The organism is Bryocella elongata (assembly GCF_900108185.1).
Taxonomy (GTDB): domain Bacteria; phylum Acidobacteriota; class Terriglobia; order Terriglobales; family Acidobacteriaceae; genus Granulicella; species Granulicella elongata.
In genome coordinates, this window is record NZ_FNVA01000005.1 from 76,035 (window position 1) to 102,863 (window position 26,829).

Consider the following 26,829-nt stretch of genomic DNA (forward strand, 5'->3'; position numbering starts at 1 on the left):
TGACGTGATCTCGTTCTGAAGCCACGTTCTTAGTTCACCACACGAGTTCCTTCCGTGTGGACGTTCCTCGGCGTGTGACTGGTTACCAGACCTTGCAGGCGGGCACGTGAACCATCGGCTGGCCGACCTTGCAGCCGAAGGCCTTCTGGAACTCCGGCATGTTGACGACGACGCCGTTCACGCGGGCCCAGCCGGGCGAATGGGGGTCAGTGAGGGCGTTGGCTCGCTGATTTTCGGGGCGCTCGTTCTCGCAGGCCCACTGGGCCATGCCGACGAAGTAGCGCTGGTCTGGCGTCAGGCCGTCCTTGTCCTCGAGGTTCTCCGTGGCGGTCTGCACCTTCCACGCCATGTAGCCCAGCAGCGTGCCGCCCAGGTCAGCGACGTCCTCGCCGCTGGTCAGCTTCGACTGGATGTGGATGTCATCGACGACGACATAGCCGGCGTACTGGTCGCGGATGCAGTTGATGCGGTCCTCGAAGCCCTTGGCGTCGGCTGGAGTCCACCAGTCGCGCAGGTTGCCCTTGCCATCGAACTGGCGGCCTTCGTCGTCGAAGGCGTGCGTCAGCTCGTGGCCGATGGTCGAACCGGTGTTGCCGTAGTTGGGCGCGGCATCTTCCTTCGGGTCATACAGTGGTGGCTGCAGGACACCCGCAGGGAAGTTGATGTCGTTCATCGAAGGATCGTAGTAGGCGTTGACGGTGGGCGGCGTCATGCCCCATTCGTTGCGGTCGACGGGCTTGCCGAGCTTGTTCCACTCACGAGCTTCCTCAAAGCGGCTGGCGCGCAGCGCATTGCCGAAGTAGCCCGTCTTCTCGACGTCGAGCGCGGTGTAGTCGCGCCAGGTGGTGGGGTAGCCGATCTTGTTACGCACCTCATGGAGCTTCTCGAGCGCCTGCTTCTTGGTCTCGGGCGTCATCCAGTCCAGGCCCTCGATCTCCTGCTTCATCGCAGCTTCGATCTGCTGGGTCATGCGGTCGGTGTCGGCCTTCATCTGCGGGGTGAAGGTGCGGGCAACGAACTCCTGGCCCAGCGCCTCGCCGAGGTTGCGATCGACGGCGCGCACGCAGGTCTTCCAGCGCGGAGGCATGGAGGGTGTGCCGCGCAGGGTGGTGGAGAAGAAGTCGAAGTGCGCCTGCGCAATGGGCTGCGCCAGCGAGGGAGCCGCGCCGAGCATGACGTGGGCACGCAGGTAGCCGCGCAGGGCGTCCACGGGCTCGTCCTTCAGCTCGGCGTTGATCTCCTTCACGAAGGCAGGCTGCGAGACGTTGAGAGTCGTGACCGACTTCGGGCCCTGGACGCGGAAGTAGACCGGCCAGTCGATCGCGGGAGCCATCTTCTGGAGGTCAGCCATGGAGGTGCGATGGAAGATCTTGTGCGGATCGCGGCGCTCGACGCGGGTGAGCTGCGACTTGGCCAGCGCGGTCTCGATGCGCATCGTTGCGTCGGCGTCAGCCTTGGCCTGGGCTTCGCTCTCGCCGGAGTCGACAAGCAGCTTGACCAGCAGCGCGACGTACTTGGTCCGTAGAGCGACGCTCTTGTCGTCGGTCTTCAGGTAGTAGTCGCGGTCGGGTAGCCCGAGCCCTCCGGCGCCGATGCCGACCATCATCACATCGCTGTTCTCCGCGTCCTGCTCCACGCCGGAGTTGAAGAAGAAGGTGCCCATCAGCTCGTGCTCGAGGTACGGCAGCGCGGTGAGGATCGCCTCGCGCGTGCTGAGCTTGTCGATGCGCTTCAGTGCGGCTTCGATGGGCTTGATGCCTGCGGCGTCGATAGCGGAGGTATCCATGCAGGCGGCGTAGTAGTCGCCAATCTTTTGCTGCACCGTATTGCGCTGCGCGAGCTTTGCATCCTGCTCGAGGATGCCCCACAGGAACTGCTGGTTCTCGTTGGTGAGCTTGCCGTAGACGCTCCAGGAGGCCTGGTCTGCGGGGATGGGGTTGTTCTTCATCCAGCCGCCGCACGAGTACTTGTAGAAGTCCGTGCAGGGATCGACCGTGCGGTCCATGCTGGTGACGTCCAGCGAGGGCGAGTAGGGCATGGCGGTGAGCGGCTTGGGCTCAGGCTGCTGAGCGAGGGCCGAGGTGGCGGCGGCAAGCGCGAGGCCAGCGGCGATTCCGGCGGCGAGGGCCAGCGAAGCGGGACGGAACACGGCAGCTCCTTGAAGATCCAGAAAGGGGGTTCAGAAAAGGCTCAGAGATGGCTCTGAAGTGCCCCCATCGTATCGCGAGGAGGGGCGCGGAGCGAGGTGATGGCGGATTGGGGAGCGGATTTGTCTCCAAAACCTGGAGACTTTGCTATACTGACAGCTGTTGTCCAATCGCTGATTCCCCGTGGGCTGGGCCGGACAGGTTTCTGTCAGGGGCTGCCTGCAAAGGGGAGCGGCAAAGCAGGAAACACCATGCCAAAGTTGAAGACCCACTCGGGCGCGGCAAAGCGCTTCAAGAAGACCGCCAGCGGCAAGTTCAAGCGCGGGCAGTCCAAGATGCGCCACATCCTGACCTCGAAGGATTCGAAGACCAAGAGCAAGCTCGGCAGAATCGTGCTTGTGTCGGTTGCCGACACCCCGAAGGTCGCCCGGATGCTTCCTTACGCCTAGAGCGTAAGGCCGCCGCCTGACAGAGTTTTTCGAATCGAGCCGAGCTGAAGCCGAAAGGCGGGAGCCGAAGGGCCGTCAATCGTTCCAGGCCCCTGGGAGTGGCGATAGCCAGATCCCACCGAGATTCGAAATTGAACGCCTGAGAGAAGAGGCCACCCTTACCTCCATCCGGGCCGTACCGAAAGGTACGAATCACGAACGACGCAAAAGGAGCACACGATGCCTCGTGTAAAACGCAGTACAAAGCGCGCCGACCGCCGCCGCAAGATCCTCAAGCGCGCGTCTGGCTACTTCCTCACCAAGAGCAAGCTCTACCAGGCAGCCCAGGAAGCCGTCGAGCGCGGCCTGAAGTTTGCCTACATCGGCCGCAAGCAGAAGAAGCGCCAGTTCCGTTCGCTGTGGATCGTCCGCATCGGCGCCGCTGCCCGCATCAACGGCATGAGCTACTCGACCTTCATCAACGGCCTGAAGAAGGCCGGCAACGGTCTGGACCGCAAGATCCTGGCCGACATCGCCGCCAACGACGCAGCCGGCTTCGCCGCGCTCGCCGAGCAGGCGAAGGCTGGACTCGCCGCGAAGTAAGCGGGCGAGACAGTAGAGAATAGACAGTAGACAGTGAGAAAACGCGTGGCCTTCGGGCCACGCGTTTTCGTTTGCGGGAACGCAATGATCTGCGACAATTCCGGCTATGCGATGGTTTGGGCCAGCGTATGCGAAGACGGTCACGGACGATGGCCGGCAGATGACGGTCGTGCTGCGGCGGGAGTGTCGCGGAGTCGACCTGCTGCTAGCCGGTGGTTGCGTCAGCGGTGCTGCCCTGTGTGCGGGGTACGGGAGCTGGCTGGGGGCGGGATTCTGCCTGTTGTTTGCTGTGATGTTTCTCTGGGATGCGCTATCGGAAAAGCAGCTGGTCATTGCGGCAGACCCGGATGGGATCTTCGCGGAGCGCACATTCTATCGCTGGAACCAGATCTACCGGCTGGAGTATGACGGAGGCGGTGAGAATGAATCGTCGTCGCTGCGACTTCGGCAGCTCACCAAGGACGCGCAGATTCTGAAGGGGATCGGGCAGGAGCAGGCGGAGGAGATCATTGCGCTGCTCCGGAGGCGATTCCCGGATGCTCCCATGGCCGCGGATCCGGGACCGCGGACGGCGATCGGGCGGTGGTTCAAGCGGGTGATGGGCTGACGCGTCGATTCGGGTGGGCTGGGATATCAGAGTGCGCGAAGATCGTCGCCAGACGTGATTCATCGTGCTACAACACTTGCATGTCCCCCAATCGAATGTTGTGCCCGCTCCTCGCACTTGCCTGTGTTGTTGCGCAGCCGATCTTTGCCCAGCGCCCTGGCGGCGGTGGTGGAAGTTCTGAAGACTCCAGCAAGCCGCTGGCTACGATCGCCGCGCGTACGGCGAACATGCAGCACAAGCCGGGCATGATTGCCCTGGACTATGACGCCCGCGCGGGCAAGGTGTACATGGAGGTCCCGATGACGGGGAACTCCGCGCACACGGAGTCGCCGGAGTACATCTATGCGACGACGCTGGTGCATGGCACCGGATCGAACGACCTGGGGATGGATCGTGGGCAGCTGGGCGGCGTGGGCGAAGGGCCTTCGAGCAGCCTGGTGAAGTTTGTGCGCAGCGGGCCGAAGGTGCTGCTGATGCAGCCCAACATCCGCTTCCGCAGCTCTTCGGACGATCCCAATGTCGTGAAGGGCGTTACCGACAGCTTTGCTGAGAGCGTGATGGCCGGCTTTACTGTGCAGGCTGAAGGTCCGGACGGTACGCTGCTGCTCGATGCCACTGACTTCTTCGTGCGCGATGCGCGCGGCGCGGCGCAGGTGCTGAACCAGATGAAGCAGGGGCAGTATCGCTTTGACCCGGCGCGCTCCGCGCTGGTGCCGGACGAGATCAAGTCGTTCCCAAAGAACATTGCGGTGGAGTCGGTGATCACCGTTGCCAGCGAAGGCGGCATGACGGGACGCTACGTCCGGGACGTGACGCCGAACCCCAGCGCGATGACGGTGCACGAGCGCCAGATGCTCATCGAGCTGCCGCCTCCCGGCTTTACGCCGCGCAAGTTCTCTCCGCGTTCGGGCTTCAGCGACCACAGCTATCGCGACTACACGGTGCCGCAGGGCGATGACATGGAACAGCAGCTCATCGCTCGCTTCCGCCTGATCAAGAAGGACCCCAACTGCAAGACCTCGTGCGAGGCAGTGCAGCCGATCCAGTACTACGTGGACAACGCAGCGCAGGAACCGCTCCGCAGTGCGCTGCTGGAAGGTGCGCGCTGGTGGGACCAGGCGTTCCAGGCCGCGGGCTGGGCCCCGGGGACGTTCAAGGTAGACGTGCTGCCCAATGGCGCCGACCCCATGGACATCCGCTACAACATGATCCAGTGGGTGCATCGTTACACGCGTGGCTGGAGCTATGGTGCGTCGATCACGGACCCACGCACGGGCGAGATCATCAAGGGCAATGTGACGCTGGGCAGCCTGCGTTCGCGGCAAGACTACATGATCGCGGAAGCGATGTTGTCGCCGTACAAGGATGGCAAGGCGCTGGACCCGGCGAACGATCCGATGCTGAAGCTGGTGCTGCAGCGCATCCGCCAGCTGGCAGCGCATGAGACGGGCCACACCATCGGCCTGGCGCACAACTACGCGGCCAGCACGTTCCCGCATGCGGAGGACGTGACGACCAGCGTGATGGAGTATCCGCATCCATGGATCACGGTGGACAAGGCAGGCAAGATCGACACCTCGCACGCGTACCCGGTGAACATCGGCATCTGGGACAAGACCGCGATCGACTACGGCTATCGCGAGTTCGACAAGGGCGGCAAGCCGGTGGAAGATCCCGCAGCGCTTGAGGCCATCCTTGAGAAGTCGGAGAAGACCGGTATGGTCTTCCTCACGGATCAGGATGCACGTCCGCTGGGTTCGCCTTCGCCGATCGCGCACCTTTGGGACAACGGCACGGAGCCCAGCGAAGAGCTGCTGCGCACGCTGCAGGTTCGCGAAGTGGCGATGAAGAACTTCGGCATCAACGCGATCAAGAACGGCGAACCGCTGGCGGATCTCGAAGACAAGCTGGTGGTGCTGTATCTCTTCCACCGCTATCAGCTGGAGGCGACGATCAAGGAGATCGGCGGCCTGGACTACCGCGCGAACACTCGCGGCGATGGGCAGATGATGCCGACGGTGGTGTCGGATGCGCGTCAGCAGGCGGCGATCGATGCTGCGCTGAAGACGCTCTCTCCCGAGGTGCTGACGATCCCCGAGTCGTTGCTCGCGATCCTTCCGCCGCGTCCTGTGGGCACGCAGAAGACGCGCGAGTCGTTTGCTGCGGAGACGGGGATGACCTTCGACCCGATCGCTGTGGCTGAATCAGCTGCCGACCTCACGTTGCAGGAGCTCTTCAACCCGGAGCGCGACTCGCGCATCGTGCAGTACCACATGCGCAACCCGCCGTCGAAGACCTCGCTGCGGGTGCTGATGGAAGCGGTGTCGAAGGAGACGGCGCGTCGCATCGATGGCGGGCACACGATGTCGTCCGAGGTGGAGCGTGCAGTCGAGTTCCGCGGCCTCGAGACGATGCTTGGCCTCGCGGTTGATCCGGCGGCGAGCTCGCAGGTGCGGGCGATCGCGCTGTATCACATCGAAGACCTGCTGAAGCAGTGGACGACGGAGCCGATGCCGACGGATTCGGCCGAGGCGATCCACCGCAAGGCGATGATCGCGCGGATCGAGGACTTCAAGCGGAGTCCGGACAAGTTTGTTCCGGTGAAGCCGATTGAAGCTCCTCCGGGAATGCCGATCGGTGACGAGGACGAGTTCGACATCTACTAAGCAAACTTCCAAAGCCACAACCTTTTGCGACCGGCCGGTCTCCTTTATGCTCAGATGGAATGGGCTTCAGGGAGGCCGGTCTTGCGTAAGGGCGAGGTCACGCGGCAGCACATCATCGAAGAGGCGGCGGCGCTGTTCAATCGGCGTGGCTACGCTGGCTGTGCGCTGCGCGAGATCATGGAAGCCACGGGCCTCGAGAAGGGCGGCATCTACCGCCACTTCAACAGCAAGGAAGAGATCGCTGCCGAGGCCTTCGACTACGCGTGGGGGCAAGCCTTCGCTGTCCGCACGCGCGGCATGGACGAGATCGACGATGCGGTCGACAAGCTGCGTCGGCATGTAGCGAACTTCACGGAGAAGACTGGCTTCCCGGGCGGTTGCCCGGTGCTGAATACCTCCACCGACGCGGACGACGGCAACCCTGTGCTGCGCGAGCGCGTTCGCGGTGCGGTGAAGCGCTGGCGCGCGATGATCGTGGGCATCGTGGAGCAGGGGCAAGCCGCAGGCAGCGTCCGCGAAACGTTTGATCCGCAGGAGGTTGCGACGCGGATCATCGGCGCGTTGGAGGGTGCGGTGATGCTGGCACGGATCGAACGGAACCAGGCGGTGCTGCACTCTACGCATGCATTGCTCGACTCCTGGCTGCTCAGCGAAGTACGTGCATCGGGCAAAGTACGACGGGGATAGCCGCTCCGTGATCTCGCCCTGAGACAAATCTGCATCGTTCCTCGCTGGCGTGAATCTCTCTAAAAGAGACCGCACGGTCTCATTCCCTCGAAGAGGTGAGAGAGATGGCTACGGCCACACTCGAGATTGAGGCTCCGGTCGCTGCGAGGCCCGCAGCTCCTGTATTCCGCGTGGTGAATCCTTGGATCATCGCACTTACGGTTACGCTGGCGACTTTCATGGAGCTGCTCGACACCTCCATTGCGAATGTCTCGCTGCCGTACATCGCTGGCGGTCTCGGACGCAGCTTCGATGAAGTGACGTGGGTGCTGACCACGTACCTCGTCGCCAACGCCGTAGTGTTGCCGATGAGTGCGTGGCTGAGCCGCACCTTCGGCCGCAAGAACTACTACATGGCCTGCGTGGCGTTGTTCACCATCACCTCGCTGATGTGCGGCATCGCGCCGTCGCTGGAGTTCATGCTGGTGGCGCGTGTGCTGCAGGGCATTGGCGGGGGTGGCCTCGCCCCGGTGGAGCAAGCCATCCTCGTCGATACGTTCCCTCCTGCAAAGCGCGCTGCTGCCTTCGCGCTTTACACCGTGGCGATCGTCACGGCGCCCGCCATCGGGCCGGTGATCGGCGGCTACATCACGGACAACTACAACTGGCGCTGGATCTTCTTTCTCAACATTCCCATCGGGCTGCTCTCGCTTTACCTGACCAATCGCCTCATCCAGGACCCACCGGCATTCACTGCGGAACGCATGCGGCTGAAAGCTGAGAAGAAGCAGCCCAAGATCGACGTCCCCGGCATCGCGCTCGTCGGTCTTGGCTCGGCGGCCCTTGAGATCGTGTTGGATCGCGGGCAGATCGATGACTGGTTCGGCTCGTCCCTGATTGTGAAGTTGGTGGTGATCAGCTCCATCTGCTGGATCGTTGCGATCTGGTGGGAGCTGCGCACCAAAGACCCAATCATCGATCTGCGGCTGTTGAAGAGCCGCAACTTCGCCATCGCGGTGGCGCTGCTGTTCCTCTTTGGCTTCACGCTGTTCGCGACGACGACGATGATCCCGCAGGTGCTGCAATCGCTCTATGGCTATCGCGCCATCGATGCGGGTCTGGTGCTCGGGCCGGGTGCCTTGGTCATCACGGTCCTGGCGCCGATAGCGGCGCAGCTGGTGCAGCGCAAGATCGTAAAGCCTCAGGTGCTGCTGGCGTTCAGCCTCACGACCATCTGCGCGTCGATGCTGTACTACAGCGGCATGACGTTGCAGAGCGACTACACTCACTACGCATTGGCACGCGCCTTCCAGGGGCTCGGTTACGGCTTCTTCTTCGTGCCGCTCAACGTGATTGCGTACTCGCAGCTGACGCCTGAACAGAACAACCGCGCATCGAGCCTCACCAACTTCTTCCGCAACTGGGGTGGAAGCGTGGGCGTGGCCTTTGTGACGACGATGAGCGAGCGTCGCCAGAACTTCCATCAGGAGAGGCTCAGCGCAGCACTCTCTCCCAGCAACCATGCGCTGCAGCAGGCGACCAACAACCTCACGCAGCAGCTGCAGGCTGCGGGGTATTCGCATGCGGATGCAGCCAGGGCCGCAGCGCTGAATCTCTACGAGCAGTTCTCCGCACAGACGCGCATGCTGGCTTTCATGGACTGCTTCCGCATCATCGCGTGGACGGCGGCGCTCGCACTACCTTTGGTCTTCTTCATCAAGAAGTTCGCGATTGCAGGTAAGGCACCCGAAGGGCATTGAGCGCAGGGCTGTCTCCCAAGCCCCGCGACTCAGGCGTTGATCCAGTGCAGGTGGATCGCGACGAGTGACAATGTCGCGACGACGATCCACAGCAGCACGCCTTGCAGCATGGGCTTCCAACCCACACGCTTCAGCATCGCAGGCGAAAGGCTTGCGCCGATCAGCAGCAGCACCACCTCCATCGCGTTGCGTCCAAGCCCAGAGAGCTTCGTCCATACCCCCGTGGCTTCGGGATAGAAACTGCGTACAGCGGCCGCCGCGAGGAACAGCGCGATGAACCAGGGCCACGCAATCTTTGCGTTGGTCTTCGCAGTGTGCTCGCCACTTGCCGTTGCAAGCCGTCCGTTGCGGCTGGTCCAGAAGGCAACAACCAGCGCCAGCGGCACAATCCAGAGCGAGCGGACCAGCTTTACGGTGGTGCCAATCTCCAGCGCCTGTGGGCCGTACTTCGCAGTCGCGCCCACGACAGAGCTGGTGTCGTGGATCGCCAATGCTGACCAAAGTCCGAACTGAGCCTGGCTGAGCCCGACGAGATGGCCGACGAAGGGGAAGAGCAACAGTGCAACGGCGTTGAGGCTGAAGACTGTCCCAAGCGCGACGGCCATCTCATCCTCACCGGCTTCGCAGACCGGGCCAATGGCGGCGATGGCGCTGCCGCCGCAGATGGCCGTGCCCGCGGCGATCAGCAGCGACGCTCTGGGCTTTACGCGCATCAGCTTGCCGAGGAGCAATCCCAGCGACAGCGCGAAGACGATGCTGATTGCGGTATAACCGAAGCCCATGCGTCCAGCGCGTGCGACCGCTCCGAGATTCATGCCAAAGCCCAGGAGCACCACGGCTGCCTGCAGAAGGAACTTGGTCAGCTTGTGCGCTTCGGTGCGAAAGGGATGTTCGGTTACGAGTGCCAGCACCAGGCCCAGCAACAGAGCAAATGCAGGCGAGAGCAGGCCGCTCGCCGCAACAATTACTGCGCAGATCAGAATCACCATCGGACTCATACTTGCCTCCAGACAAGAATGAGTGTGGAACCGCACGGGCGCGGTGTCGAAGCAGCAATTGTCATGCCCGATAAGCTGGACTTATCGGCTGCGGATCGAGGCTGAGTGGATCCCGGTGAGGCTCGCGGAGCGACGCAGGGCGGCCCGTAGATCCGCGGATGCCTCTACTTGCGACGCTTCTGCTCGCGAGCCACCTCGTCGGCGAACAAGGTGAGTTCGTCCGCGAACTCGGCCGCCGCACCACGCAGTGCGGGTCGGCGGCGTCGCACGAGATGAAAGCTGCGCGCGATGGTGAGGCCGGTGACCTGCACGGTCTTCAGGGTCTTCAAGGCGAGCTGGCGTTGCAGGGCGAAGCGCGAAGCAAAGGCCACCCCCACGCCTTGTTCCACGCAGGCGAGGATGGCCTCGGTGGAGCTCAGTGCCATGCGGACATTCAGGTCACCGGGCTTGAGGCCCGCAGCCTGCAACGCCTGCTCGACGACCTCGCGGGTGCCTGAACCCCGCTCGCGTAGTAGTAGAGGCGCACGCCGGAGATCGGCGAGCGCGATGGTCCCGCCGGCCCAGCTATGCGAGGCAGCTGCGATGAGCACGAGTTCGTCCTGCACCCATTCGCCGACCTGCAGCTCGGTCCGATGCACCGGCCCTTCGACGAGTCCGATCGCAGCATCGCCGCCGAGAACGGCTTCAGCAACCCGGGCGGTGTTGGCGCTCTCCATCTCCAACTCGACCTTCGGGTGCTTGCGTGCAAAGCGCCCCAGCACGCCGGGGAGCACATACTGCGCGATGGTGGTGGAGGCGGCGATGCGCAGTCCTCCCCGGACCTGGCCCTGCAATGCGGCGATGCTCTGCTCGGCGAGCGCCAGCACCTCGTGGGAGGCCTCGGCGCTACGCAGCAGGGCATCGCCCATGGGGGTCAGTTGCACCCGGCCTCCGGTGCGATCGAACAGTGCGCCACCAAGCTCTTCTTCGAGCGCTTTGATCTGCTGCGTCACCGCGGGCTGCGTGACATAGAGCGCCTCGGCGGCTTGCCGGAAACTGCTGCGCGCGGCGACCTCGCGGAAGACCCGGAGACGAAAGTTCTCAAGCATTGGAACAAACCTCGTAAGGGAACAGGCTAATCCCCAAAGCGCCGCGCAGCTCACCGAGGCTGCCTCGCAGTTGAGAAAACGTTCTGGCACGTCAACGCACGATCACAGACCGGGGTGGTGCCATGGTCTATCCTTGGAGCATGCCTGCGACTGATGATCTTCAGTTTCCTCCGGCTTTCACCTCGGAAACCGAGCCGGCGTTCACTGGCAAGGCGCCCTTGGAGTCGTGGGGGCGATACCCGAACTACAACGCCAACGTCGTGTCATTGCACTGGCAGGGCGACTATCCGCGCGTGATCGACGGGGTGCACCATGGCGTGTTGCCGGTGGGTCTTGGCCGCAGCTACGGCGACGTGGGTCTGCTCAAGGATGGCACGCTGGTCAAGACGACAGCGATGAACCGGCTCCTTGCCTTCGATGCCGAGACCGGTGTCCTCACGGCGGAGTCCGGCATCTCGCTGGCCGAGATCCTGGACTTCTCGGTGCCGCGCGGCTTCTTCCTTCCGGTGACGCCGGGGACGAAGTACGTAACGCTGGGCGGCGCGATTGCGAACGATGTGCATGGCAAGAACCACGAAGGCGCCGGCTCGTTCGGCAATCATGTACCGGCGTTCGAGCTGGTGCGCTCCGACGGCACGCGGCTGTTGTGCACGCCGACGGAAAACCCGGACTTTTACGCAGCGACGATCGGAGGCATGGGGCTTACGGGGCTCATCTCGTGGGCGCAGCTGCGGCTCAAGCCGATTGCTTCGCGGCTGATTGATTACGAGGGAATCCAGTTCCACGGCATCGATGAGTTCATCGCGATCAAGAAGCAATACGCGAACGTGGAGTACACGGTGGCGTGGCTCGACTGCGTCTCGACCGGCAGGAACTTCGCGCGCGGCGTCTACATGCTGGGCGAACACGCGAAGGAGCCCGGCGAGTTGAAGTCAAGCCCCGAGCCGAAGCTCGTCTTCCCCATCGATGCGCCGGCGTTCGCTTTGAATAAGCTATCGATCACCGCCTTCAACACACTCTTCTTTCACAAGCAGATCAAGAGCCACGTGAAGACGCAGCAGGACTACGAGCCCTTCTTCTATCCGCTGGATAAGGTGCTGCACTGGAATCGCATGTACGGCAAGCGCGGGCTCGTGCAGTTCCAGTTTGCGTTGCCGTGGGAGACAAGCAAGGAAGGCACGATCGCGATGCTGCAGGAGATCACGAAGTCCGGACTCGCAAGCTTTCTCGCGGTGCTCAAGACCTTCGGGGATGTTCCTTCGCTGGGCATGATGAGCTTCCCGATGCCAGGCTTTATGTTCGCTCTGGACTTCCCCATCAAGCCCGGCATCACGATGCCACTGATGCAGCGGCTTGGCGATATGACCAAGGAGTACGGCGGCAGACTCTACTCGGCCAAGGATGCCTGCATGACGCCAGACCAGTTCCAGGCCTTCTATCCGCAGTGGGAGAAGTTTGCGCGATTCAAGGACCCGGCGATTACGTCGAGCTTCTGGGAGCGCGTCGTGGGCGCAAGCTTTACCGGACGCAGCGTCAGGACGGTTGGCCGATGAGCGCGGGCAAGGCGAGCACGGCTCACACGCCAAAGCGCATCCTCGTGTTGGGCGCGACGTCCGGCATCGCCGAGGCCTGTATTCGCAGCTGGGCCGAACGTGGCGACATGCTCTACCTGGTCGGCCGTACCGCCAGCAAAGTGGGTGTGGTGGTGGATGATGCCCGCGTCCGTGGTGCTGCGTTCGTGGATAGCGCCGTGGCCGATCTCGACGACACGGCTGCACATCCGCAGTTGCTGGCGCATGCCATCAACTCGCTGGGCGGCCTGGATGTTGCCTTCGTCGCCATGGGTACGATGGGCGAGCAGGCACAGTCGGAGCGCAGCTTTGACGCTGCGGACGCCGTGCTGCACAACAACTTCATCGCTCCGGCGAGCCTGCTGACGTGGCTGGCGAACTACTGCGCGCAGCGCCACACGGGCACGCTTGCGGTCATCTCGTCGGTAGCCGGTGAGCGCGGCCGCAAGTCGAACTATGTCTATGGCTCGGCGAAGGCAGGTCTGACGGCGTTTCTCAGCGGGCTGCGGAATCGTATCGATCGCGAAGGCGTGCGTGTGCTCACGATCCTGCCCGGTCCGGTGAAGACCGCGATGACCGAGAGCATGAAGGGCAGCGAGAAGTTCGCTGACGTGAACAAGGTCGCTGCGACGATCGTGGGTGCCATCGACAAAGGCGGGGACGTGCTTTATGTGCCCGGCATCTGGAAGATCATCATGGGCGTGATCAAGCTGATTCCGGAGAGCGTGTTCAAGAAGCTCAGCCTGGGCGCGGAGTAGGCGTCGACTTCGCGTATCGGATCTCCAAACACACGAAGGCCGCCTCTACGGCGGCCTTCGTGCTTTCCCTGCGTTGGAAACTCTGTTGTTACTTCGATACCGCGAATGCGTGCACGAGGTTATACACGTTGGGTGTTCCCAGGCCAGTGGCGAAGTCATAGCCCGCGGTCGCGTTATAGCTCGGACTGTAGGTGGTATTGGAGAGCGACAGCACGCCGTAGGTCTCGGAGGGCTTGTAGCAGTTGTGGGCGACGCCCGAGAGCGTGCTGCACACCGTGTCGTTGTCTCCGAGCGTTACGTCATGGAAGATGCAGGTCGAGCCTGAGGTGGCGCCGTTATTGGAGTTGCAGCTGGTGCTGCCCTGCGCGTCGAACTCCATCTTCGCGAGCGAGTAGAAGGTGGAGTCCGGATTGCCCTGCGCGGCCTTGCTGTACTGCTTGATGAGCGCCTGGATTCCCGCCCATATGGGACAAGCTGCGCCCTAAGGCTGACGGCCGCGACGCTTACTTTGCGGGGCCGAAGCGTTGGTCGATCTCATTGAGCAGTGACTTTGCGGCAGGATCGTTGGGCGATACCTGCAGCGCCGCTGTCGCCTCGGCACGGGCTTCGTCGGGATGGCCGGAGGCGGCGAGCGCGCCGGCGAGATTCACGTGAAACTCGGGATCGGTGGGCTGAATACGAATCGCCTCACGCTCCTGCGCGATGGCCGCGGGCCAGTTGCCAAGGTCGGCGTAGGCCGCGGCGAGGTTGTTGTGCTCGCCCGCAGCGAAGTCGTCCTCGCCCGGATGTGCAGACAGGGCGCGCTCAAAGAGCGAGACTGCGCGCGCGGGATCATGGCCCGAGTCGCGCGCCAGCAGACCCAAAGCGGAGAGGACATTCTCGTTGTTGGGCTCCGCGGCGATGGCTCGTTCCAGCAATGGCTGTGCGAGGGCAGGCTGGCCTGCTCGAAGAAGAATCAGGCCGCGCTCGCCGTCAGTGTCGGCATTGGCAGGATCGATAGCGGAGGCGCTGTCGAGCAGAGCGAGCGACTGTTGCAGGTCGCCACGATTGGCCTCGATCCACGCAAGACCGCGCGAAGCTGTGACCAGGTCGGGACGATCTGTGGGAACCTCCTCGTTGGCAAGCTGGATGGCAGCGCGGAAGTTCACCTCGGCGTCGCTGGCTTTGCTCGGTTCGTTGCCCTGCGCGCTGGCGACCATCACGCGCACAAACGGCGCGTCGGGCGACTTTGCGAGCGTGGCGCCGAAGAGCGTCGCATCATCCTTCCAATCGGGATTGCGTGTGACGATGACCACGCAGAAGCCGATCAGCGTGACGGCAAGCAGCACGGGAGCAGCGTAACGGCGAGGTGATTCCGGAACCCGCTCCAGCAAAGCGTTCGCGATGACGACAAGCGCGATGCAGAAGCCGAAGGACGGAAGGAAGAGATAGCGCTCCGTAAAGGCGTTGCGTCCCAGAGCGCTGAGGTTCATCGCCGGCAGCAGCGTGACCAACGTCCATACGAGCCCGAAGATCGCAGGGAGAAGCTTGCTGGTGGTGGCGGTGATGCCGGTCTGTGCTGAGGCTGCGCGTTGGATGAGCCACACCATGGCGGCGATCAACACACCGAAGAATGCCAGTCCGCCGAGCGCGCGCGGATCGGTGATCGAGCGGATGGGCTGCAACAGAACGTAGGCGTTGAGGTTCAACGGCAGGATGAGCTTGCCGACGTACTGCACCAGCAGCCAGAGGTCATTGAGCGCGAAGGTGAGGGGATTGAGCAGCCAGTCGCGACGGCCCGACTCAAGCCCACCGAGTGCGGCGAACCGGATTCCGAAGTAGAGCAGCAGCGCGGCGAGGGAAGGCGTTACCGAGAAGAGGATGCCGCGCAGGCTGCGCTGGCGCGGGTCTGTGGAGGACTCGGATGGCAGTAGAACCTCGGCCGCGACGAGCAGCAGCGGGAAGATGACCGCGGTCTCCTTCCACAGCAGGGCGAGGAAGAAGCTGAGGCTCCCGAGGACCACAACCAGACGACGCCGCGCGGTCGTGCCTCTCGCTTGCAGATAGAGCGCGAAGGCGATCAGCAGGAAGAGGGTGCAGCCCAACTCAGGCAGTGCGGCAATCCAGTCGATGGCCTCGGTGTGGAGCGGATACAGAGCGAAGAGAGCTGCGACCGCGAAGGCCGCCTGCCAGCGTCCAAGCAGACGTCGTGCGACGAAAAAGGCAGCGATCGCACAAGCGATGGCGAAGAGCAGGCTCACCAGGTGAAACGGTTCCGCCTGCGGCCCAAAGGCTCCCAGCACGATGCGATACGTGAGCATCTGCAAGGGCCTGTAATCGACGCCCTGGAGCGACTGCGAGTGCGAGTCGAAGCGTGTGTCGGTGGTGAAGATGCGCGAGAGTGGCGATGCCGTGCGCAGGTTCTCGTTGAGGACGATCTGCTGGTGGTCGTCCCACACGAAGCCGTTGGAAAGGCTGTTGCCATAGGCCGCGATGAGCAGCACGGCCAACGCAGCGCAGCACAGCATCATCGTGCCGAAGCCGAACCTTGCGTCGCGGATTGCCGCGGGCTGCGGGGAACGCAGCTTCGCCTTCGCTTCCGGTCTGCGCGCCATGGCTAGCGTGCCTGCTGCTGTTGTTGTTGGGCCTGCTGGTTGCTGCGCTTCGCGGGTGCAGCTTGTTCGGGCAGCGCCTGGGCCTTCTCGACCAGGATCGACCAGTCTTCAGGCACGGGAAGCTCGCGGTCGAGCTCCGGAACGCCCAGGCTCGGCTCGACGCGCACGGCTACGGTGAGTTCGCTCTTGGTCCGGCCGCGGAACATGCCGTGCGTAGGCGGAACGTCGGCGTAGTCGCGGCCGATGGCGGTGCGGATGTGGCGATCGGTGACGAGGAGGTTGTTGGTGGGATCGAAGCCCACCCAGCCAAGCTCAGGCAGGAAGCACTCGACCCACGCATGGGTTGCGGAGGCGACCGAACGGTCGTGCGCTCCTTCGCCATGGAAGAGATAGCCCGAGACGTAGCGGCAAGGGATCTGCAGCCGCGTGCGCACCAGCGCGATCATGATGTGCGCGAAGTCCTGGCAGACGCCGGCCTTGGTGGAGAGCGCAAGCTCGATGGGTGAATCTGCCTTGGTGGACTTGGGCTTGTAGTCGAAGTACTCGTAGAGCTGCTTGTTCAAGGTGCGCAGGACGGTCAGCGGATCGTCCTTGCGACGCAGGTCGAACTCCGTGGCCAGCGCCTCGAGCGCGGGCGTCGCTTCGGCGAAGGCGCTGGGCAGCAGCATCTCCCAGAAATCGCTCTCGTGGACCTCGCGGTCCATGTCCTCCCAGGCCGTCTCGTCCAATGCTTCAGGAAGCTCGAGGGCGGGTTCGACCTCAACGAGGGACTCGGCGACGATGACGAGCTGGCCATGCTGGCCGGGGATATCGAAGTGGTGTACGTGGTTGGCAAGGTGGTCGCGATAGCTGAAGACGCGACAGCGCGGCGAGACCGAGAGATGAAACGTGAGACAGCGCTGGTTCGCATCCGAGCGCGGATGCATGCGCGTCTCCATGATGCTTTCGCTGACCTGCGACTTGTACGCGAACTTGGTGAGATGACGGATGGAGTAGTACATCGGTTCCCCCTGCTCGTGCCGATAGATGAGTTCCGGCTCCTGCTGCACTTCCATGCTGCAACGTACCTTTCCGTTGTCCCGCGGGTTATCCCGCCAGGGCAGCCTGCACGGAGTAGTCCACGTACAGGTGATAGATGGTGTCATGGATGGCGCTGCACTGGCGTTGAATGCCGCGCAGATAGCCCACGATGTCTCCGTTCAGGATCTCGTCGACGGACGCGAAGGCGAGAGACGCGCTGAGGCGGCCGGCGATGCGATGGAGCTCTTCGGCGCGCTGCTTCCCGCTTACCTTCTGGATAGCCTGAAGCGCCTGTTCGACGCTCTGGATGGAGAAACGAAGCGAATGGGGGAACTCTTCGTCGAGCAGCAGGAACTCGAGGATACGCTCGGGAGTAAGGTCGGCGGTGTAGACCTTGCAGTAGGCCTCGAACGCGGTGGCGCTGCGCAGCAGGCCCATCCACTCCAGATACTCGTTGCCTTCGGCCACGCGATCGGGCTGCGACCAGAGGTCTTCGTGATACGCCTCGAGCAGCATGGCCGTGGCGCTGGCGCGCTCCAGGAAGCGACCCACCTGGATAAACTGCCAGCCTTCGCCGTGGCTCATGGTGGAGTCGGTGACGCCCTGAAACTGGTGGACGGAATCAAGCACCATCTGCAGGAAGGCGGACTGGGCTTCGGTGGCATCATGCAAGGCGGCAGGTTGGCCGAGCTGGCGGATCTCCGGGCGCGTTGCGTCAAGGTAGAGCGAATTCAGGCGCTGCCACTGCTCGGTGGAGATCTGCTCGCGCACGTGGCGTGCGTTCTCGCGCGCGGACATGATGCAGGAGAGCACCGAGGTCTTGTTTACCGTGTCAAAGGTGAGCGCATTGGCGAAGGCATAAGGGTTACCTTCCCACTTGACCCGCTTGGGCTTGCCCAGCGCCTGCAAGACGCGCAGCCAGCGGTGGTCGGAGCTGGTGGAGCTCTCGTCCAGCATCAGGTTCAGGTTGACTTCGAGCAGGCGCGTCGTGTGCTCTGCGCGCTCTAGATAACGCGACATCCAGTAGAGAGAGTCGGCAACGCGGGAAAGCATACTCAAATGTACACTGCCGGTTTTTACGGCAAGTCAGGGCGACCCAGGGCGCGAGGCTCTATCCTCGAGAGGTCTCCGTGCTTGGCCTCGACATCATCGCTCAGGACACCATGGCCTTCCCGTGGCACCAGCGCACGCCGGTGCATGGGTTGCGCATCGTCATTCCTGTAGGCGTGGCATTGGGCATCGGCGCGGCGACCGGGCATGAAGCTGCCGGAGCGATCGCAGCCGGTGCGGCCTATACGGTAGGCTTCGCCGCGTTCCATGAGGCCCTGGCCTCTGACCTGTTGAGCATGTTCCTCCTCACGCTGGGAATTGCGTCGGGGACCCTGATCGGCTCGCTGGCCGCACCGTGGGTCTGGACGACGCTGCTGGTCGTGGGCATCGCAGCCGTGAACTACGGCATCGCCTCCAACCTTGGCCCCACGGCTGGATGGATGGCCCAGCAGTGCGCGGTCTACGTGATCATCGCGACCTACTTCCCCAACGGGCTGCACTTCGCGCTGGGCCGTTCCAGCATGATCCTGCTGGGCGGCACGATCCAGATGGCCGTGACAGCGATCTTCCGCATCTTCGCTCCAGCGGCGATCCGACGGCAGCCCGGCCCGACGTTGGGGCAGATCCGCGGGCGCATCCTGGTCCTTTGGCATGAGCTGCTGCATGACGTGCAGCTGCGCGGCGCGACACTGGGCTATATCCTGCGGCTCGCCTTCACGCTGCTGCTCAGCACCTGGGTCTACAAGCACTACGGCGTGCGCAGCGGCTATTGGGCGCCGATGACCGCCGTGCTGGTGCTGCGACCGCAGTGGACCGGGACGATGAGCCGCGGCCTCGCGCGGCTGCTGGGCACCATGGTCGCTGCGGGGTTCGCGCTCTTTCTTGCCCAGTTCACGCCGTTCCCGCAGCCTCTGGTCTTCGTGCTGATCATCGTGGCGGCGTGGGCGTCTTACGCGCTGCAGGCCGTCAACTACGCGGCGTTCTCCTGCTTCCTGACGCTGTACATCGTCTTCCTCTTCCGCTTCGGCGGCTTCTCGCAGAGCTCCGCAGCGCATCTCCGGCTGTTCAACACGGCCCTGGGCGGCGCGCTCGCGCTGCTGGTGGACGTCCTGTGGCTGGTCTTCAAACCGCAGCGTTTCCTCCCGCAAACCCGCGAGGAAACGCCGATTCTGCCTCCCGACGGGATATAGCGGCACCTGGGGCTCCGTGCCGGCCGGGCTTTCGTACAATAGAAGGCACTGTGAAACTCGATTTTCTAGGCACTCTGGAGCGCACGCATCGTTGCGGCGACCTCCGCATCAGCGACGAAGGCAAGACCGTAACCCTCATGGGCTGGGTCAATCGCCGCCGCGACCACGGCGACCTCATCTTTCTTGACCTCCGCGACCGCAGCGGCATCACTCAGGTGGTCTTTGACAAGGGCCTAGACGCAGAGTCTCATGCCAAAGCCGAAGCGGCACGTCCGGAGTATGTCGTCGCGGTTACAGGCCAAGTCACGCCGCGCGGGTTCGACGAGAAGAACCCCGACATGCTGACGGGTGACATTGAAGTAGTCGCTGGCCAGACGCTGCTGCTGAACGACGCGAAGACCCCGCCGTTCTCGCCGGCCGAGGACGCGATTGCGAACGAAGAGGTGCGGCTCAAGTACCGCTACCTCGACCTGCGCCGCGAGCAGATGCAGAAGAACTTCGCCATCCGCTCGCGCGTGGCCATGGCGATTCGCAACTACCTCGTCGGCGAAGGCTTCCTCGAGATCGAAACGCCGTTCATGACGCGCTCGACCCCCGAAGGTGCACGCGATTACCTCGTGCCCTCTCGTGTCCATCCCGGCAACTTCTATGCGCTGCCGCAGTCGCCGCAGATCTTCAAGCAGATCCTCATGGTCTCCGGCTTCGACCGCTACTTCCAGGTCGCCCGCTGCTTCCGCGATGAAGACCTTCGCGCTGACCGCCAGCCCGAGTTCACGCAGATCGATCTCGAGATCAGCTTCCCGCAGATGAAGACGGTCTTCGCAACGGCGGAAGGCTTTCTGCACGCGGCGTTTTCGGCGGCGGGCATCGAGCTGCCCAGCGAGCCCTTCATCCAGATGACCTACGACGAGGCCATCGCGAAGTACGGCATCGACAAGCCGGACATGCGCCTGCCCGCGATGGCGGACCTGAGCGAAGAGCTCACGCCGGAGCTCCGCACGACGTTGAAGATCGAGCAGGGCCTGCCCGTGCTCGGCTTCGTCATTCCGAAGGTTGGCGAGCTTTCCGGCACCGAGCGCAAGAAGCTGCTCTCGGAGATCCGCACGATCTTCGGCGATTGCGGCCTCGACGTGCTCGACACCGCGCGCCTCCGCACCAACGAGGCGTTCGTCCCGCTCGCCGATGCCTGCGCTGCGAAGATCTCCGCCGCGCTGACGGCCTTCAACGGAGCGACGCTCAGCGCGAACGATCTTGCCGTCGTTGTCACCCCCAAGCTCGACACCCCGGCGATGTGGAACTTCGATCGTCAGTGGATCTGGAAGCGTGTTGGCGCGCTGCGGCTGGAACTGGCGAAGAAGTACGCCGACAAGCACAAGCTCTTCGAGCAGACCGGCACCGCGAAGGACTTCAAGTTCCTCTGGGTGACCGACTTCCCCATGTACGAGTGGAACGAGGAGTCGAAGACCTGGGACGCGGCGCATCATCCCTTCACCGCGCCGCATGAGGAAGACATCAAGTCGGGCGCTCTGGTGAACGACAAGGGCTCCGTCCGCGCGCTGGCTTACGACGTGGTACTCAACGGTACCGAGCTGGGCTCGGGCTCGATCCGTATCCACCGCAAGGACGTGCAGGCGGAGATCTTCCGCTCGCTGGGGATGTCCGATGAGGAAGCGAAGTCGCGCTTCGGCTTCTTCCTCGACGCGCTGGAGTACGGCACGCCCCCGCACGGCGGCATCGCTCTGGGTCTGGACCGCATCGTGATGATCCTTGCCGGAGCAAACTCGCTGCGCGAAGTCATCGCCTTCCCCAAGACAGCGAAGGCCATCGACCTGATGGTGGATGCACCGAGCGAAGCGACAGCCATCCAGCTCCGCGACCTCCACCTGAAGGTCAACACGCGGAGCTAGCAGCGCCGCGAACGACTCAGCACCAGACCCGCCTTCGACTCACCTCAAATCCGGGTGCCCCGGGTCCCTCAAGGGACCCGGGCTTGCTTGCGTCGATGTCTTCGAATGGACGTGAGCATCAAGGCCGCATGAGCCCGGGGCCGAAGGTCCCGACCCGGGACGCCTGAATAACATAATGGACCAAACGGAGATTCTTGATGCCCACCGCCGTGCGACGGATCCTGGCCTTCCTCGTGCCATGCGCAGGACTTGTGTTCGTCGCCTTAATGGTCGCGGAATACTACTTGGTCGGCCAGTTCGCTCGTAGCTACCCAGAGCACATGGATGCCGTCAGGGGTTACATCTATCCCTTGCAACTGCATGGAGGCCGTGTGTATGTCGGCCGCGAGCAGCACCAACTTCTCGAGCTGCTGGCAGCCACGCGCAGCGTGGTGCTATTTCTCGGTGGAATTCTCGGTTTCTTGCTTCCCATGGGGTCCGCCTCGCGGGGTAGCAACGGCGACCCTAGCGATGGACGGTAAACGTTGGCTGGCGACGAACGGCCATTCTAGTGAGTGGATTGATGACGGGCGATGCGAGTTCCAGCTCCGGCTTGGGCAGAGTGCGCCGAATGTCTGGCTTGTTGCTAGGCTGCGGCGTCGTGTTCTTCGGAGTGGGGTTGCGTGGCTGGGATGGGGTCTGCGGCGTGGAGGTACTTGCCGATGTCCTCGCGCTTCCACTTGTCGCTGAGGGCGTGGAGCTGGGCCATGAAGCCGTCCATCTCGGCCATGCGCTTGGTGGGAGCGTAGGTGACCTCGGGCGGGTTTGTCGGCTTCACCGTGCGGGACACGAAGCCCTTCTCCTCCAGCGTCCGCAGGCGCAGCGTCAGGATGCGCGCGCTGATGCCCTCAGCCGCGCGGCGCAGAGCGCCAAAACGCATCGCGCCATTGTGCGAAAGCAGCCAAAGGATATGCAGCGTCCAGGGGCGCGTGAGCATCTCTAAGAGGCCACCCATGGCGCAGCCGGCAGTGATCTCCGCGGTGGGCTTCCGGATCTCGTCCTGATGCTTTGCTGCCATGATGGTTCCTCCTGGAGAGCTGGTTACGCTGGAGTGCCTGCTTACGCGAAAGTGCCTACTTCGCAAGCGCAGGGTACTTACTTATAGTAACCAAGGATCGACGTGCGAGGCACGAAACACGGAATTCCAGAACCAAGGGGCGCGGCCATCCGGCTGCCACAACGACGAAGGACATTCGATGAAGATTCTCCATCTTGATTCCAGCGTGACCGGCGCGAACTCCATCAGCCGTCCGCTTACGGCGGCCACCGTGGCTCGCCTGCTTGAGCTGAACCCCGGCGCCGAGGTCACGTACCGCGATCTCGTCAACGAGCCGCTGCCGCACAACACCGCTGCCGCCCGCACACCCAGCGCTCTGGGGCCTGACGCTACGGCCGAGCAGAAGCTCGAGGTCGCTCTCGGCCAGACCCTGCTCGACGAGCTCTTTGCCGCGGAGGTCGTGGTCATCGGCGTGCCGATGTACAACTTCGGCATCTCCAGCCAGCTGAAGAGCTGGATCGACTACCTCGCGGTCCCCGGCAAGACGTTCTCCTACAGCGCGGAAGGCCCGAAGGGTCTTGCCGGTGGACGCCGCGTAATCCTCGTCAGCACCCGCGGCGGGCAGTACGGCCCGGGCTCGCCGTACGAGATCGCCGACTTCCAGGAGAAGTACGTCAAGTTCGTCTTCGGCTTCCTCGGCATCACCGAGGTTGAGGTCATCCGCGCTGAAGGCGTCGGCCGCCCTGACGTTCGCGAGTCAGCCATCGCAGCCGCGAAGCAGCAGATCGCTGAGCTCAAGTGAGTATGAAAAAGGTCCTTCGCTCGGCGCGGATATTACCATCCCGAGCCGAGCGAAGGACTTGGTTTCTTGCCATTCACTGCTAGTGCGATTCAGGCTATCGCCTGAACTCTAGTACGCGCTGACGTCTGTCAGCGTCTTCAACTGTGCCTCGCTGAGCTTCAGCTTGACCGCTGCAAACAGTGCCTCAAGCTGCTCCGGCGATGTCGCGCTGGCGATCGGTGCAATTACCGTGGGCTGCGCCAGCAGCCAGGCCAATGCGATGGACGCCTGCTGCGCTCCGGTCTCCGCGCTCACCTGTTTGAGGGCGGCGAGGATCTTCATCCCGCGGTCGTTGAAGTACTTCTCCACGCGCGAGCCGCGGCCCTTGCCCCTGGTGTCTTCGAGGGTCTGATACTTGCCGGTGAGGAAGCCCGAGGCCAGCGAGAAGTAGACAATGGAGCCCATACCGAGCTCCGCAAGCACCGGTGCGAGGTCCTTCTCGTACGCTTCGCGGTCGATGAGGTTGTACTCCGGCTGCAGCGTGGCGTAGGCGGGCAGCTTCTTTTCGGCGGAGATCTTCTCGGCCTCACGCAGCCGCTCGCCGCTGTAGTTCGACGCTCCGATGAAGCGTACCTTGCCCTGTGCGATCAGCTGCTGATACGCCTCCAGCGTCTCGTCCAGCGGAGTGTTGGGGTCATCCTTGTGCGACTGGTAGAGGTCGATGGCGTCGGTCTGCAGGCGCTTCAGCGAGGCCTCGACCTCGCTGAGGATGTACTGCTTCGAAAGGCCTTCGCCGACGTCGGGCATCTTCATCCCAACCTTGGTCAGCAGCACGATTTTGTCGCGCTTGCCGGTCTGCTTCAGCCATTTGCCGAGGATCGCTTCGCTCTCGCCACCCTTGTTGCCGGGCTTCCACGCCGAGTACACGTCCGCGGTGTCGATGCAGTTGAAGCCGCGATCCACGAAGGCATCCAGCACCGCAAAGGACTGCGCTTCATCGATGGTCCATCCAAACACATTGCCGCCCAACACGAGTGGCACAATCTGCAAGTCAGTCTTGCCAAGCGAACGCAGTTCCATGAGTCGAAGTTCTCCTTCAGTTCTGTTGGAGTCCTTGGAGGACTGGAAGGATGCAATCGTGCGATGTGCGGCCGTGCGGAGCGTGCTATGCTCGCCGCATGTTTCACAATTTATCTGCTCGGAGGCCCGCGATGGGGCTGCTTCGATCTCTCACCGCCCTGGCCTGCTCTGGCCTGGCTGGCGGCTTTTCTGTGATGGCGCTTTCAGCCCAGACCGCGACTACGCCTGCGGACCTCGTCCTGAAGAACGCTACCGTGATGACCGTGACGCACGGCACGCTGGAGCACGCCAGCGTATGGGTGCACAACGGCAAGATCGCCGGTGTGGGTACGACTGTGAGTGCTCCTGCTGGTGCGATGGTTGTCGATGTGACGGGGAAGTATGTAACGCCCGGCATCATCGATCCGCACTCGCACTCCGCGCTCGGCAATGACGTCAACGAAGCCACCAGCCCGGTGACCCCGTCGATGATGATGATCGACGCCTTCACCAACACGGACAAGGCGCTGTACCAGGCGCTGGCCGGTGGCGTGACGACGGAGCTGCTGCTGCATGGCTCGGCGAACATGATCGGCGGCCAGGCGGTGGTCATCAAGAACAAGTTTGGCCTCGACCGCGACAGCATGTTGTTCCCCAACGCTCCGCGCTCCATCAAGTTCGCGAGCGGCGAGAACCCGAAGCGCGTCTACGGCAGCCGCGGCATCGTGCCTTCCACGCGCATGGGCAACTTCGAGGTGATGCGTGAGGCCTTCGAAGACGCGAAGCACTACATGGCCACCTGGGATGCCTACAACGACAAGGTCGCCAAGGGCGACAAAACCGCGGTGGCGCCAAAGGTCGACCTGAAGCTTGAAGCTCTGGCCGATGTGCTGCGCGGCAAGATCTACGTGCAGATCCACTGCTATCGCGCGGACGAGTTCCTCACGGAGGAAGCTCTCGCGAAGGAGTACGGCTACAAGATCCGCGCCTTCCATCACGCGCTGGAGATGTACAAGGTGGGCGACAAGATCGCTCCGACGGGCACGGGCATTGCGACCTTCGCCGACTGGTGGGGCTTCAAGGATGAGGCCTGGGATGCGATCCCATGGAACGCCGTGATGAGCATGCGCGAAGGTGTGCGTGTGGCGCTCAAGTCGGATTCGAATGATTATGTTCGCCGGCTCAATCAGGAGGCAGGCAAGATGGTGCATTACGGCGGGGCGACCGAAGAGGAAGCGCTGCGCATGATCACCCTCAACGCCGCTTGGATCATCGGCGTGGACGACAAAGTCGGCTCGATCGATGTCGGCAAGGATGGCGATCTCGTCATCTGGAACACCGATCCGCTCTCTACGTATGCACGCACGGAGAAGGTGTATATCGATGGCGACCTGTTCTTTGATAGCTCCATCGCAGGCTTTGGCACGCCGCACTTCCACGGCGTGATGAGCGACGCTGGCTTCAGCGGCGCAGACGATGAAATCGGAGACGGAGAGGGAGCACGGTAATGACGATGCGAAATTCAGCGACTGCACTTCTTGGCCTCGCCGTGATGGCGACTTGCGGCCTTGCCGTTGCGCAGGCTCCTGTAGGTCCGAACCTCACCAGCACAGCCGACGAGCAAACCATTGCGATCATCGGCGGCAAGCTGCTTACGGTCTCGCACGGCACCATCGAGAACGGCACGGTCATCCTGCAATACGGCAAGATCGCAGCTGTTGGTACTCCCGCGACGGTGAAGATCCCCACGGGCGCGACGATCATCGATGCCAAAGGGAAGACGGTGTATCCGGGGCTGTTCGATTCGGAGTCGCACCTTGGTTTGTTCGAGGTGGGCTCGGATGCGAATGCACGCGACCTCGTCGAGACTGCCGATGAGATCGAGCCGCAGATGCATGTCTACGATGCGTTCCATGCAGAGACGGAGCGCATTCCGGTGCAGCGCATCAACGGTGTGACCAATGCGCTGATCTCGCCCGAGCCTGCTGATTCCTTGCCGGGGCAGGACAGCGTGATCCAGCTCTATGGCCGCGACCGCGACGAGATGTTCATCTCGAAAGACGCGGCGCTCTCGATGAACTTCATGGGCGATGTGCGCCGCCGCGGAGGTCCAGGCGGTGGTGGAAAGTTCCCCGGCACCCGCATGGGCGTGGCCTCCCAGCTGCGCCAGACGTTCCTCGATGCACAAGCGTATGAGGCTTCGCTGAAGGGCGATAAGAAGGGCCCGGCGCCCAAGCGAGACCTGAAGTTGGAGGCGCTGCTGCCGTACCTGCACGGCGAAAAGCTCGTCGTGCTCTCGTGCGAAGAGGGCTACGAGGTCGAGGTCGCGATGGGCATTGCGAAGGAGTTTCATCTCAAGGTCGCGCTCAATCACCTGACGCATACGCAGGATGTGCTGGACAAGATCGCGAGCTATCACGTGCCGGTCATCGTTGGTCCCATCTACGATGCGCCGATGGCGAACGAGCGCTACGACGCTGTGTTCTCGCTGCCGGCGGAGTTGGCGAAGCGCGGTGTCACGGTCGCCATCTCGACCGGTGGCGAAGGCATGGCGGACAGCCGCAACCTGCCCTACGCAGCGGGCTATGCCGTGGCCTATGGCTTGCCCTATGACGAAGCGCTGAAGAGCATCACGCTGACTCCAGCGACGATCTTCGGGCTTGGCGACAAGCTCGGCTCGCTCGATGTAGGCAAGACAGCGAACGTCGTCATCGCCAACGGCGACCCGCTGGATGTGCGCACCAATGTGGAGCAGGTCTTCATCGATGGCATCGCGGTGCCAATGGTCTCGCGGCAGACGAAGCTGCGCGATGAGTACGCTCCGCTGGTGAAGGGCGGGATGAAACAGTGAGTAGAGGATCGTGAGTAGAGAGTAGAGAAAGGCAAGAGGCCCGACGCCG

23 protein-coding genes are annotated in these 26,829 nt (G+C 63.1%); 14 read left to right on the top strand and 9 right to left on the bottom strand.

Going from position 1 to position 26,829, the window contains the following annotated elements; genetic code table 11:
• Positions 1–82: 82 nt before the first annotated feature.
• On the bottom strand, positions 83–2,149 hold the full coding sequence (locus tag C4S68_RS14445; RefSeq protein ID WP_235011608.1) for a M13 family metallopeptidase: 2,067 nt from the start codon (positions 2,147–2,149) through the stop codon (positions 83–85).
• Positions 2,150–2,398: 249 nt separating this feature from the next.
• Here C4S68_RS14445 and rpmI point away from each other — a divergent pair, with 249 nt between their 5' ends.
• The 6 genes from rpmI (at position 2,399) to C4S68_RS14475 (ending at position 8,877) form a co-directional block, all read left to right on the top strand.
• Positions 2,399–2,596 (top strand): 50S ribosomal protein L35, encoded by a 198-nt coding sequence (gene rpmI, locus C4S68_RS14450; RefSeq protein WP_103933803.1) that lies wholly within the window; start codon positions 2,399–2,401, stop codon positions 2,594–2,596.
• Positions 2,597–2,815: 219 nt separating this feature from the next.
• Positions 2,816–3,178: a 50S ribosomal protein L20 gene (gene rplT / locus C4S68_RS14455; RefSeq protein ID WP_103933804.1), complete on the top strand. Its 363-nt coding sequence runs from the start codon at positions 2,816–2,818 to the stop codon at positions 3,176–3,178.
• A gap of 106 nt (positions 3,179–3,284) precedes the next feature.
• Positions 3,285–3,785, top strand: a complete 501-nt coding sequence (locus C4S68_RS14460; RefSeq protein ID WP_103933805.1) for a hypothetical protein — start codon at positions 3,285–3,287, stop codon at positions 3,783–3,785.
• A gap of 80 nt (positions 3,786–3,865) precedes the next feature.
• Positions 3,866–6,451, top strand: a complete 2,586-nt coding sequence (locus C4S68_RS14465) for a zinc-dependent metalloprotease (protein WP_235011609.1) — start codon at positions 3,866–3,868, stop codon at positions 6,449–6,451.
• 81 nt (positions 6,452–6,532) lie between these two features.
• Entirely contained in the window at positions 6,533–7,138 is a 606-nt protein-coding gene (locus tag C4S68_RS14470; RefSeq protein WP_235011610.1) for a TetR/AcrR family transcriptional regulator, read from the top strand.
• Between the two features lie 104 nt (positions 7,139–7,242).
• The gene (locus C4S68_RS14475) at positions 7,243–8,877 is read left to right on the top strand and encodes a DHA2 family efflux MFS transporter permease subunit (protein WP_103933808.1); all 1,635 of its coding nucleotides are present in this window, start codon (positions 7,243–7,245) and stop codon (positions 8,875–8,877) included.
• A 29-nt stretch (positions 8,878–8,906) separates the two neighbouring features.
• Here C4S68_RS14475 and C4S68_RS14480 read toward each other — a convergent pair whose 3' ends face one another.
• Positions 8,907–9,875, bottom strand: a complete 969-nt coding sequence (locus tag C4S68_RS14480) for a YeiH family protein (RefSeq protein ID WP_103933809.1) — start codon at positions 9,873–9,875, stop codon at positions 8,907–8,909.
• Positions 9,876–10,039: 164 nt separating this feature from the next.
• Positions 10,040–10,963, bottom strand: a complete 924-nt coding sequence (locus tag C4S68_RS14485) for a LysR substrate-binding domain-containing protein (protein WP_103933810.1) — start codon at positions 10,961–10,963, stop codon at positions 10,040–10,042.
• 140 nt (positions 10,964–11,103) lie between these two features.
• Between C4S68_RS14485 and C4S68_RS14490 the strand changes: the two genes are divergently transcribed.
• On the top strand, positions 11,104–12,516 hold the full coding sequence (locus C4S68_RS14490) for an FAD-binding oxidoreductase (RefSeq protein ID WP_103934120.1): 1,413 nt from the start codon (positions 11,104–11,106) through the stop codon (positions 12,514–12,516).
• Positions 12,513–13,292, top strand: a complete 780-nt coding sequence (locus tag C4S68_RS14495) for an SDR family oxidoreductase (RefSeq protein ID WP_103933811.1) — start codon at positions 12,513–12,515, stop codon at positions 13,290–13,292. Before C4S68_RS14490 ends, C4S68_RS14495 begins: the two co-directional genes overlap by 4 nt.
• Before the next feature lie 88 nt (positions 13,293–13,380).
• On the opposite strand, the gene C4S68_RS14500 is transcribed toward C4S68_RS14495, so the two are convergent.
• The 4 genes from C4S68_RS14500 to C4S68_RS14515 all read right to left on the bottom strand — a co-directional run bounded on the left by C4S68_RS14500 (position 13,381) and on the right by C4S68_RS14515 (position 17,959).
• Positions 13,381–13,671, bottom strand: a complete 291-nt coding sequence (locus C4S68_RS14500; protein ID WP_103933812.1) for a hypothetical protein — start codon at positions 13,669–13,671, stop codon at positions 13,381–13,383.
• A 124-nt stretch (positions 13,672–13,795) separates the two neighbouring features.
• Positions 13,796–15,886 (bottom strand): tetratricopeptide repeat protein, encoded by a 2,091-nt coding sequence (locus C4S68_RS14505; RefSeq protein ID WP_103933813.1) that lies wholly within the window; start codon positions 15,884–15,886, stop codon positions 13,796–13,798.
• A gap of 2 nt (positions 15,887–15,888) precedes the next feature.
• Entirely contained in the window at positions 15,889–16,887 is a 999-nt protein-coding gene (locus C4S68_RS14510; protein ID WP_103934121.1) for a transglutaminase family protein, read from the bottom strand.
• A gap of 85 nt (positions 16,888–16,972) precedes the next feature.
• Complete coding sequence (locus C4S68_RS14515; RefSeq protein WP_103933814.1) at positions 16,973–17,959, bottom strand: alpha-E domain-containing protein; 987 nt, start codon at positions 17,957–17,959, stop codon at positions 16,973–16,975.
• Positions 17,960–18,036: 77 nt separating this feature from the next.
• Here C4S68_RS14515 and C4S68_RS14520 point away from each other — a divergent pair, with 77 nt between their 5' ends.
• The 3 genes from C4S68_RS14520 (at position 18,037) to C4S68_RS14530 (ending at position 21,574) form a co-directional block, all read left to right on the top strand.
• Positions 18,037–19,146, top strand: coding sequence for an FUSC family protein (locus C4S68_RS14520; RefSeq protein ID WP_103933815.1), 1,110 nt, complete (start codon positions 18,037–18,039; stop codon positions 19,144–19,146).
• A gap of 50 nt (positions 19,147–19,196) precedes the next feature.
• Positions 19,197–21,053: an aspartate--tRNA ligase gene (gene aspS / locus C4S68_RS14525; RefSeq protein WP_103933816.1), complete on the top strand. Its 1,857-nt coding sequence runs from the start codon at positions 19,197–19,199 to the stop codon at positions 21,051–21,053.
• A gap of 197 nt (positions 21,054–21,250) precedes the next feature.
• Positions 21,251–21,574, top strand: coding sequence for a hypothetical protein (locus tag C4S68_RS14530; RefSeq protein WP_103933817.1), 324 nt, complete (start codon positions 21,251–21,253; stop codon positions 21,572–21,574).
• 104 nt (positions 21,575–21,678) lie between these two features.
• Here the strand turns inward: C4S68_RS14530 and C4S68_RS14535 are convergent, their stop codons facing one another.
• Positions 21,679–22,110, bottom strand: a complete 432-nt coding sequence (locus C4S68_RS14535) for a winged helix-turn-helix transcriptional regulator (RefSeq protein ID WP_103933818.1) — start codon at positions 22,108–22,110, stop codon at positions 21,679–21,681.
• 178 nt (positions 22,111–22,288) lie between these two features.
• On the opposite strand from C4S68_RS14535, the gene C4S68_RS14540 reads away from it, so the two are divergent.
• Complete coding sequence (locus C4S68_RS14540; RefSeq protein WP_103933819.1) at positions 22,289–22,891, top strand: FMN-dependent NADH-azoreductase; 603 nt, start codon at positions 22,289–22,291, stop codon at positions 22,889–22,891.
• 108 nt (positions 22,892–22,999) lie between these two features.
• On the opposite strand, the gene C4S68_RS14545 is transcribed toward C4S68_RS14540, so the two are convergent.
• Positions 23,000–23,950 (bottom strand): aldo/keto reductase, encoded by a 951-nt coding sequence (locus C4S68_RS14545; RefSeq protein ID WP_103933820.1) that lies wholly within the window; start codon positions 23,948–23,950, stop codon positions 23,000–23,002.
• Positions 23,951–24,081: 131 nt separating this feature from the next.
• Here C4S68_RS14545 and C4S68_RS14550 point away from each other — a divergent pair, with 131 nt between their 5' ends.
• Together C4S68_RS14550 and C4S68_RS14555 are read left to right on the top strand one after the other, a co-directional pair.
• Complete coding sequence (locus C4S68_RS14550) at positions 24,082–25,437, top strand: amidohydrolase (RefSeq protein ID WP_235011611.1); 1,356 nt, start codon at positions 24,082–24,084, stop codon at positions 25,435–25,437.
• The gene (locus tag C4S68_RS14555; RefSeq protein ID WP_103933821.1) at positions 25,437–26,780 is read left to right on the top strand and encodes an amidohydrolase family protein; all 1,344 of its coding nucleotides are present in this window, start codon (positions 25,437–25,439) and stop codon (positions 26,778–26,780) included. The genes C4S68_RS14550 and C4S68_RS14555 overlap by 1 nt, the downstream gene beginning before the upstream one ends.
• Positions 26,781–26,829: the final 49 nt, after the last annotated feature.